At 68.0% G+C, this 8,579-nt stretch carries 12 protein-coding genes; 7 read left to right on the forward strand and 5 right to left on the reverse strand.

Annotation, left to right across the window (positions count from 1 at the left end; translation table 11 throughout):
* The first annotated feature begins 25 nt into the window (after positions 1-25).
* Genes ribH through thiL form a run of 3 tightly spaced genes read left to right on the forward strand, consistent with a single transcriptional unit; the run spans position 26 to position 1,952 of the window.
* Entirely contained in the window at positions 26-490 is a 465-nt protein-coding gene (gene ribH / locus VHL31_RS01955) for a 6,7-dimethyl-8-ribityllumazine synthase (RefSeq protein ID WP_329659519.1), read from the forward strand.
* Positions 487-975 (forward strand): transcription antitermination factor NusB, encoded by a 489-nt coding sequence (nusB, locus tag VHL31_RS01960; protein ID WP_329659520.1) that lies wholly within the window; start codon positions 487-489, stop codon positions 973-975. Before ribH ends, nusB begins: the two co-directional genes overlap by 4 nt.
* A gap of 11 nt (positions 976-986) precedes the next feature.
* Positions 987-1,952 carry a thiamine-phosphate kinase gene (gene thiL, locus VHL31_RS01965; protein ID WP_329659521.1) on the forward strand — a complete coding sequence of 322 codons (966 nt, stop codon included), beginning with the start codon at positions 987-989 and terminating at the stop codon, positions 1,950-1,952.
* Positions 1,953-2,088: 136 nt separating this feature from the next.
* On the opposite strand, the gene VHL31_RS01970 is transcribed toward thiL, so the two are convergent.
* From VHL31_RS01970 to VHL31_RS01980, 3 genes are all read right to left on the reverse strand, one after another.
* Positions 2,089-2,316, reverse strand: coding sequence for a hypothetical protein (locus VHL31_RS01970; protein WP_329659522.1), 228 nt, complete (start codon positions 2,314-2,316; stop codon positions 2,089-2,091).
* A 150-nt stretch (positions 2,317-2,466) separates the two neighbouring features.
* Entirely contained in the window at positions 2,467-2,715 is a 249-nt protein-coding gene (locus VHL31_RS01975; RefSeq protein WP_329659523.1) for a hypothetical protein, read from the reverse strand.
* Positions 2,716-3,122: 407 nt separating this feature from the next.
* A complete protein-coding gene (locus VHL31_RS01980; RefSeq protein WP_329659524.1) occupies positions 3,123-3,611 on the reverse strand; it encodes a Spy/CpxP family protein refolding chaperone in 489 nt (162 codons plus the stop codon).
* 174 nt (positions 3,612-3,785) lie between these two features.
* Here VHL31_RS01980 and VHL31_RS01985 point away from each other — a divergent pair, with 174 nt between their 5' ends.
* Both VHL31_RS01985 and VHL31_RS01990 read left to right on the forward strand, forming a co-directional pair.
* Positions 3,786-4,520 (forward strand): response regulator, encoded by a 735-nt coding sequence (locus VHL31_RS01985; RefSeq protein WP_329659525.1) that lies wholly within the window; start codon positions 3,786-3,788, stop codon positions 4,518-4,520.
* A 370-nt stretch (positions 4,521-4,890) separates the two neighbouring features.
* Positions 4,891-5,934, forward strand: coding sequence for an ATP-binding protein (locus VHL31_RS01990; RefSeq protein ID WP_414653625.1), 1,044 nt, complete (start codon positions 4,891-4,893; stop codon positions 5,932-5,934).
* An 18-nt stretch (positions 5,935-5,952) separates the two neighbouring features.
* Here VHL31_RS01990 and apaG read toward each other — a convergent pair whose 3' ends face one another.
* A complete protein-coding gene (gene apaG, locus VHL31_RS01995) occupies positions 5,953-6,345 on the reverse strand; it encodes a Co2+/Mg2+ efflux protein ApaG (protein ID WP_329659527.1) in 393 nt (130 codons plus the stop codon).
* A gap of 172 nt (positions 6,346-6,517) precedes the next feature.
* Here apaG and VHL31_RS02000 point away from each other — a divergent pair, with 172 nt between their 5' ends.
* Positions 6,518-6,988, forward strand: coding sequence for a helix-turn-helix transcriptional regulator (locus VHL31_RS02000; protein WP_329659528.1), 471 nt, complete (start codon positions 6,518-6,520; stop codon positions 6,986-6,988).
* Positions 6,989-7,045: 57 nt separating this feature from the next.
* Here the strand turns inward: VHL31_RS02000 and VHL31_RS02005 are convergent, their stop codons facing one another.
* Positions 7,046-7,591: a TetR/AcrR family transcriptional regulator gene (locus tag VHL31_RS02005; protein ID WP_329659529.1), complete on the reverse strand. Its 546-nt coding sequence runs from the start codon at positions 7,589-7,591 to the stop codon at positions 7,046-7,048.
* A 240-nt stretch (positions 7,592-7,831) separates the two neighbouring features.
* On the opposite strand from VHL31_RS02005, the gene VHL31_RS02010 reads away from it, so the two are divergent.
* Positions 7,832-8,521: an SDR family oxidoreductase gene (locus VHL31_RS02010; protein ID WP_329659530.1), complete on the forward strand. Its 690-nt coding sequence runs from the start codon at positions 7,832-7,834 to the stop codon at positions 8,519-8,521.
* The last annotated feature ends 58 nt before the right edge of the window (positions 8,522-8,579 follow it).

An 8,579-nucleotide genomic window follows, 5' to 3' on the forward strand; every position in this document is an offset into this window, starting at 1 on the left:
CGCGATAGATTGAGGACGTTTTCATATGGCCGGAAGCGGCGACCAGCTCGGGATACCGATTCTCACGCGTGCACGCATTCTGATCGTCGAGGCGCGCTACTACGCCGAGATCAACGACATGCTCGTGGTAGGTGCACGGCGAACACTCGAGAAGGCGCGGGTGAACCGCGTCGACCATGTGGTCGTGCCGGGCGCCTTGGAAATCCCCGCGGCGATCGCGCTGGCGCCAAAAAGCTATGACGGTTTTGTCGCCCTGGGGGTGATCATCCGCGGGGAGACTACCCATTATGATACCGTCGCCTACGAAAGCTCGCGTGGGATCACGGAACTCGCGATCCGAGAGCAGCGCCTCGTAGGCAACGGCATCCTTACGGTCGAGAACGAGAAGCAGGCGATCGTGCGTGCAGATCCTGCGCAGTTGGACAAGGGCGGCGGTGCGGCCCTGGCGGCCCTTCACCTCATCGCATTACGGGACAAGTTCCGCGGATGACCCGCAAGAAGACCAGCAAGCCGATCACGAAGCGCCGGGCTGCCCGCTTCGCTGCCATCCAGGCCCTCTACCAGATCGAGCTAATGGGTGCCCGGCCGAGCATGGTCGTGCACGAATTCGACGACCACCGCCTGTCCGAGCTGTTCGAGCCCTTCCTGCCCGACGAGCCGGCGCCGGATGTCGACAGGGAATGGTTCCGGCTGGTGGTGACCGGTGCTGCCGAGGAGACGGCCAGGCTCGATGGCGACATTGCTCCGCTCCTGGCCACCGGCTGGACCATGGAGCGGCTGTCGGCGCCCATGCGCGCGCTCTTGCGCTGTGCCGCCTATGAACTGGCCTACCGCCACGACGTGCCTCCGAACGTGGTGGTCGACGAGTATGTCGAGCTCGCCTACGCCTTCTTCGAAGGAGGCGAGCCCGGCTTCGTCAACGCGATCCTGGATCGGCTGTCCCGGGACATGCGCCGGGACGTGCCGACGGTCTAGCGAGGACGTCGATGGCGCTCGGCGAGTTCCAGATGATCGACCGGCTGTTGAAGCCGCTGGCAAGCGGCTTCGCCGGCGCGCTCGGCCTTTCGGACGACGCGGCGCTGCTCGATCCGCCGGCGGGGCGGCAGCTGGTGATTGCCAAGGACGCGATTGTCGAGAACGTTCATTTCCTGAGCGCCGATCCGCCGGCAACAGTCGCCAAGAAGCTGCTCCGGCAGAACCTGTCGGACCTGGCCGCCATGGGGGCCCAGCCGCTGGGCTATCTCACCGCGTTCGGACGGCGTCGCGACCTGCCCGAGGAATGGCTGGCGGCGTTCGTGGCAGGGCTCGCGGAGGACCAGGCAAGCTTCGGCCTGCACCTGCTCGGCGGCGACACGGTTGCCACGGAGGGGCCTCTGTTCTTCTCCCTCACGATCCTGGGCACCGTCCGATCGGGCCAGGCACTGACGCGCGGCGGGGCGGCCGCCGGTGATCTCGTCTGCGTGTCGGGCAGCCTTGGCGACGGAGCGCTGGGCCTGCAGGTGCTCAAGGGTGGGTCGAGCGGATCGGCGGCGGCCGATGCCTATCTCGTCGACCGCTACCGGCTTCCGCGTCCGAGGCTTGAACTGGGCCACGCCCTGCACGGGGTGGCAAGTGCCTGCATGGACGTCTCGGATGGGCTGGTCGGCGACCTCCGCCACATCCTCGATGCCTCGCGCGCGGCGCGCGGCCAGGGCCTTGGGGCGACGATCGAGGTCGGGGCACTGCCCCTGTCCGAGGCGGCCAGGATGATGGCGGGTGCGATCGACGCGGCCCTGTCCGGGGGAGACGATTACGAGCTGCTGTTCACGGTCCCGCCGGCAAGGCAGGAGCGGCTGGCGCAGCTGCCGACGCCGGTGACGGTGATCGGTCGGGTCGTCGAGGGAGATGGTGTGGCTGTCGCCGATCAGGGCCAGGCGCGCGATCAACGCGCGCGGGGCTGGACGCATTTCTAGGGGCTCGGAGCAGCGGCCGGGCCCAGCGTCGAAAACAATCTAAAGCATTGAAGTTACGAGCGTCCTTGGGTTCGTTCTTGCAGTTCACGACCTGTGCACGCAACGGGCAGCTTGGCACCCGCGATGACGCGTGGCGTCAGGCGTGGCGGCCCGCGACGGTGGCAGCAGCCCGGCGCCAATGACGCTGGCTCAATGCCTCGGCCAAAGCCGGTCGCAGTTCAGGGCCCTCGTCGGTCAGTGCGACGAGGAGGCGACCAACTTCCTCCTCCTCGACCCAGTCGATCGGGTCGCGGCGGCTCAGCTGGTCGCGCACGAGGGACGTCTTATCCGAAGCGTAAGGCCACTCGTGCAGGATGTCGTTCAAGATGGATGGTTTGCGATTCATGCTCATGAATATGGACTTAGCGAACAAATATTACAACAATGTTAATTCTCGACGATGGCTGCGTGATCATGCGCTGGACAGGCGGCTTTGTCGCCCGACACGTGGTGGCAACGAACCGAATCGGACGGATCAGCGACCGGTCAGGCCTAGAGACAGCATGCGCTGCAGGACACCATCGCGATGAACACTGCCATGGTACAGGGCGCGGGCGACGTGCAGCACGACCAGCACGATGATCGTCTTGGGGAGGGGCACGTGGACCGAGCCGGCCCAGCCTTCCGAGCCACCACCGTACGGCGAGACGATCAGCAGGGGCTCGAGGATCGGGGCCACGTAGAGAAGCACGTGGTTCGTGCGGGCGGCGATCTTCAGGGCCAATGGCGCGTCCTGCGGCAATGGCCGCCACGGGCTGGTACGGCGCCAAGCGATCCTGGGTGATGGTCAGGATCAGGATCGCGATGCCGCAGATCGTGCGGATGCGAAAGAAGACGTAGCGCCGAGTCGTTTCCGGGACGGACTGGTCCAGCTCAGGCCGATCGCGACCTGGGCCAGCACGAAGCCCACCACCAGCCAAAGCAGCAACTTCGAGAGCCGGATCATGGCTTTCCGACATCCGGCACTCCTGGACCGCCCGTGCGCCCCTGCCCAGTGGGTGGCAGGGGCGCGATTGGAGGATCCAGTTCAACGACGGCCGGATACTGCCTGGCTTCCGACATGCCGGTCCGAGACGGCCTGGCGTGGTCGATTGGCGGGGGCGTACCCGCCAAGCCGCCTCGGAACGTTCCCTAGCCGCGCCTCATGTGGCGGCTCGGGATCTCGAACATCTCGTCCAGGGTACGCTTCTGCGCGTCGTCCAGCGTCCCGTAGAAGTTGGCATAGGCCGGCTGCAGCTCGGCCACGACGGCGGCGGCCTTGGTCAGCGCATCTTGCACGGTCGTGAGCTTGTCGACGGAGTTGCCGTCGCGGATGCCGCGTACCTCGCCGCAGATCTCCTGGACCTGCGGTTGCGCCTGCTTCAGCGTATCGCGGAGGGCGATCCAGCTCGTCTGCTGCTGTCCCTCGAACTTCGCAAAGCTCTCGAAGGACGTGAGCGCATGCTCAAGTCGCTCGCCCGCCTGAGGCCCGCAAAAGGCGCCCATCATGTGCCCGGGGCCGCGATGCATGCCGCCTCCCGAGCCACGGGCCCAGTCGGGGGGGCTGGCAATGACACCGGCACCTCCGACCACGGCGATCGCCGCAATCGCTCCCAATCCTGCCGCTGTCCAGTTGCGCATGCTCATCTCCCAACGTTTGACGAAACGAGATTGCCACTGCCCTGTTAACGAGTGATGTCGCGTCAAGTAACGAGGTGCCGGAAGCTGCAGATCGGCGGTTGCGACCCATGTCGTGATTGTGACGAAGTGCAACGACCCCTGCCCTGAACCATCGAAGCCGACTAGGATCGCGGCATGGACACCAATCCGATCGTTCTGGTGGTCGACGACGACCAAGAGATCCGCGACCTCGTCGCTGCGTTCCTGTCCCGCCATGGCCTTGCGGTGCGGACCGCCGAGGATGCCCGCACCATGGATGCGCTGCTCGCCGTCGAGCCGGTCGACCTGATCGTGCTGGACGTGATGATGCCCGGCGAGGACGGCCTGACCGCCTGCCGGCGCCTGCGGGCGGAGCGGCCATCCCTGCCAATCATCCTGCTGACGGCGCTGGCCGACCCGATGGACCGGGTGGTCGGGCTGGAGATCGGCGCCGACGACTACCTAGCCAAGCCCTTCGAGCCGCGCGAGCTGCTGGCACGCATCCGGGCGGTGCTGCGGCGCACCCGCCAGGACGAGCAGGCCGGCCCCACCGACGACCCGGCACCGCAGGAGCCCACCCTGCGCTTCTCGGGCTGGCTCATCTACCCGGCCCGCCGGGAGCTGCGCGACCCGACGGGCGTCCTGGTCCCGCTGACCGGCGGCGAGTTCGACCTGCTCCTGGTGCTGGCTGGCGCCGCCGGCCGGGTGTTGACCCGCGACCAGCTCCTGGACCGCACCAAGGGCCGGCAGGCGCATCCCTTCGACCGCTCGATCGACGTGCTGCTGTCCCGCCTGCGCAAGAAGCTGGGCGACGATCCGAAGGAGCCGCAGCTGATCAAGACCGTGCGCGGCGGCGGGTACGTGCTCTCGGTCCCGGTCACCCAGGGTTGACCCGGTCTTGAAGCCGGCCGCCGCCCCCAGCGTCGCCCGGGTCATCCCTGACGGCCTCCGGCGCAAGCTGGCCCCTGCCACGCTGACGACCCGGCTCGTCCTCCTGGCCGTGGCGCTGGTAGCCCTGCTGCTGGCGCTGGCCGCCGCCTGGACGTTCTGGGAGCGGGCCGATACGGCACGGCGGTTCGTGCGCCTCGCCACGATTGACCGCATGGCGGCGACGCAACTGCTGGTGGACCGCCTGCCGCCGCCGGAGCTGCGCGTGGCGCTGCGGGCGATCTCCGGCCCGCTGCTGCTGGTACGCATGCTGGACGAGCCCCGCGGCCGGCCGGTTGACGACCCCAAGCTGGACCGAGCGATCACGCGCCTGATGGCCAAGCACCCGTCCGGGGTGTTCGCAGGGCGCGAGGTGGTCCTGCGCGAGGTCGACCACGAGGATCGGGTCCAGGATGCCGACCAGCCTCCAGACCTCCTGCCCTCCTTTGCGAGGTTCGAGGTCGGCATCCGCCAGTATGACGGGGACTGGCTCATCTTCACCGTGCCGGCCGATACGCTGTCCCGGTTCTGGCTGGGGCGCGTGCTGCTGATCGTGCTGGGCGTCGTGGGTGTCGCCGCCCTGCTCGCCTGGCTCCTGTTCCGCAAGATCACCCGCCCGGTCATCGCGCTCGCGGTGGCGTCCGACCGTTTCGCGGCAGGCCTGCCGGCCGAGCCGTTGCCGGAGACCGGTCCGCCGGAACTCAGGCGCGCCACGGCCGCGTTCAACCGCATGCGCCTGCGCATCGGCGACCTCCTGGCCGAGCGCACGTCGATGCTCGCGGCCATCGCGCATGACCTGCGCACCCCGCTCACGCGGCTGCGGCTGCGGCTGGAAGACCTGCCGGACGATACCGCGCGCAGCCGGGCGAAGGCGGACGTCCAGGCAATGGAGACGATGCTCCGGGAAACGCTGGCCTACGCGAAGGACGTGGCGGGCGTCGAGCAGGCGACCGACCTGGATTTCGCGGCCCTCGTGCGCACGGCCGTGGACGACCTAGCGGATGCGGGCCGCCAGGCTACCTACGAGGGGCCGGACCGCCTGGTCCTGCGCGGGCGGCCGACGGCGCTGCGGCGCGCGGTCGACAACATCCTGATCAATGCCATCACCTATGGGACGCTCGCCGAAGTGACGCTGGTGGCCACCGAGAAGACCGCCGAACTCCAGATCGCGGACCGTGGCCCAGGCATTCCGGAGGCGATGCGGGAGCGGGTGTTCGAGCCATTCTTCCGCCTGGAGACCTCACGGTCCCGGACCACGGGCGGAACCGGCCTGGGGCTGGCGCTAGCCCGGGGCATCGTGCGCGCCCATGGCGGAGATGTCAGGATCCTGGATCGGCCGGGCGGCGGAACGCTCGTCGTGGCGACGCTGGCCCGCTGACGATCCCGCCGGGGATCGTCAGTGGAAGGTGGCCGTCACGCCCGGCGCATCCAGCGAAAAGGCAGGGATGCGGACGTCGAACGTTTCACCCCCGTCGGTGACCATGCTGTAGCTGCCGAGCATCATGCCGGTCGGGGTCGCGAGCGGCGTGCCTGACGTGTACTCGAAGGACTCGCCTGGCTCGAGGCGCGGCTGCTCGCCGACCACCCCCTCGCCACGGACCTCGATCATCCGGCCGCTCGCATCGGTGATCCGCCAATGCCGGCCGACCAGTTGCACCGGTTCGGCTCCCTGGTTGGCGATCCTGATCCGGTAGCCGAACACCCAGCGCTGCTCGTCCGGCCTCGACTGGTCCTCCACGAAGAACGGCTCGACCGACACGGCGATCGAGCGAGTGAGGGCACGATACATGGCTACGGTACCTGTCAATGAGATGGAGAAAATTGGAGACGCTCCAGCCCCGTGTCCAGGGGAGGTCATGCAACCATTGCGCCAGCTGCGCCCTTTGTGCCGCCCGGGATCGGACCCTGCGTCAAGCTGACGTGAAAGAAGGATATTGAATTCAACTAATCGGGGATTTATCGTGTCGCGACAGTCAGACATCGACGGTGACGAGATGGGCAACGAAGAAGACCGGCGCGACAGTGGCCGCGCCGACGATGCAATGAAGGCGGCCTTTGCCCAGCGTCTGCTGTCGGTCATGCGCGAGCGTGGCTGGACGCAGTCCGAACTGGCCCGTCGGGCGCGCATCGGCCGGGACAATGTGAGCGGCTACATCCGCGGCAAGAACCTGCCTGGACCAGCCATCCTGAACAGGCTGGCGGCAGCCCTGGCGGTAGGCCCCGAGCAGCTCATTCCGATGACCAGCGAGCAGGCCTCCGCACCCAAGGCAGGCCACGGCTTCACCCTGCGCCACCTGGCAAACGACGGCGACCATGTCTGGCTGCAGGTCGAGCAGGCGCTGCCCTGGGACCAGGCCGAAGCCATCCTGCGCATCCTCGGCCATTCGCTGCAGCGTCCGTCGATGGCCGCGATGGAATCGCGCGCAGCCTGACCATTCCGACCGGCTGGCGGAGGACCTTCGTCCATCCTTCGCCAGCCTGTTTCGACGTCACCTGTCGACCGAGGGCCAGGCGCGCATCGCCGTTCGCGTCGTCGCCAGCAGCTGCTCGCGGTTCGCCCCGTCCTTCGCCTGGATGGTCATCCCCTGCATGACCGTGTCGTAGAAGGAAGCGAGCCCGGCCGCGTCGACCTCCGCCGGCAACTCGCCGTCCCGGATCCCCTGCTCGATCCGCTCGCGCAGGCGGCGGGTACCAGCCGCGCGCCGCTCGGCCAGCGCATGCTGCAGATGGCTGCAGTCCGACGAGCAGTTCATGGCGGCCGTCACCACCATGCAGCCGGACGGGTGGTCCGGGCAGGTCAGGTGCTGCGCCATGGCTTCCAGCAGCCGCTCGATCGCCAGCTTGGCCGTGGGCGCCTCCGCCAACAGCCGGGCCGCCGCCTGCGATGCCTTGTGCTGATAGCTCTCCACCGCCTCCAGGAAGAGCCGCTCCTTGTCGCCGAACGCGGCATAAAGGCTGGGCGGGTTGATCCCCATGGCAGCGGTCAGCTCGGCAACCGAGGTCGCCGCATAGCCCTGACGCCAGAACAACAGCATGGCACGCTCAAGCGCGGCATCGCGATCGAAAGCGCGCGGCCTTCCTCTTGCCTTGCCCACAGGGGAACGGGTTGTTTCCATAGCACATGTTACATAAACTGTACGTCAGGCCCCTGCAAGGGACCAGACCGCTCCGGCCCGGTCCTGTCTTTTTGTAGGAAGCGTTAAAAAACCACCTTGTGCCGCAGCGGCCGCCTGCTATTTCTGTAGCGGGCAGTACGGAATGGTTGGAACAAGGTGATGGTCGACATGTTGGCCGGCAGGGTCGCCCTGGTGACCGATGGGGTGGACCGGCTGGGGGCGGAAGTGGCGCAACGCCTGGCACAGGAGGGCGCGCATGTCGCGATCGGCTACACCGGGCTGCCGGACCCGGCCGACGCACTCGCCCACGACCTGGAACGGCACGGGGTCCAAGGGGCCGTGTTCAAGTCCGACCGGATCGAGCGGCTGGCCGAGCTGGTGGCATCGCGCTTCGGCCGGCTGGACGTCGTCGTCGATCAGACCGGTGCCAGCCGGCCCTGCCAGGCAGTTGCGGCGACCATGGACGAGTTGCCCTGCCCCCTGCAGGCGGTGATCGCCCGGCTGGGCAACGGCGGACGGGTCATCTCGATCGGCCGGCAGGACCGGGCGGAGACCGGCCGGCCAATGCCCGGCGGACGGTGGAAGATCGCGATGGGCGTGGTCCAGCCTGCGACGCTGGCGGCACGGCGCCCTTCCCGGCGCCTCGTCCCGGTGGCGGCGTGGGCAGCCAGCTTCGAGGACGTGGCCGGCACCGTAGCCTTCCTGGCTGGCCCGCGAGTCGGCCCGGCAGCGGCCATGCCGGCGCCGGGCCGGTCCATGCGACGGCACGACAACAAGAGCGTGGCCGGCCCGGGACGAGCGGAGAACAGTTCCGCCATCACCATGCCCGCACTTGTCGAGGCCTCTTGACGCAGCGTCCGATCCCTTCGTCTATCGGACTTGTAGTGGTGTGAATGCTCAAGGTTGT

The organism is Geminicoccus sp., assembly GCF_036263595.1.
Taxonomy (GTDB): domain Bacteria; phylum Pseudomonadota; class Alphaproteobacteria; order Geminicoccales; family Geminicoccaceae; genus Geminicoccus.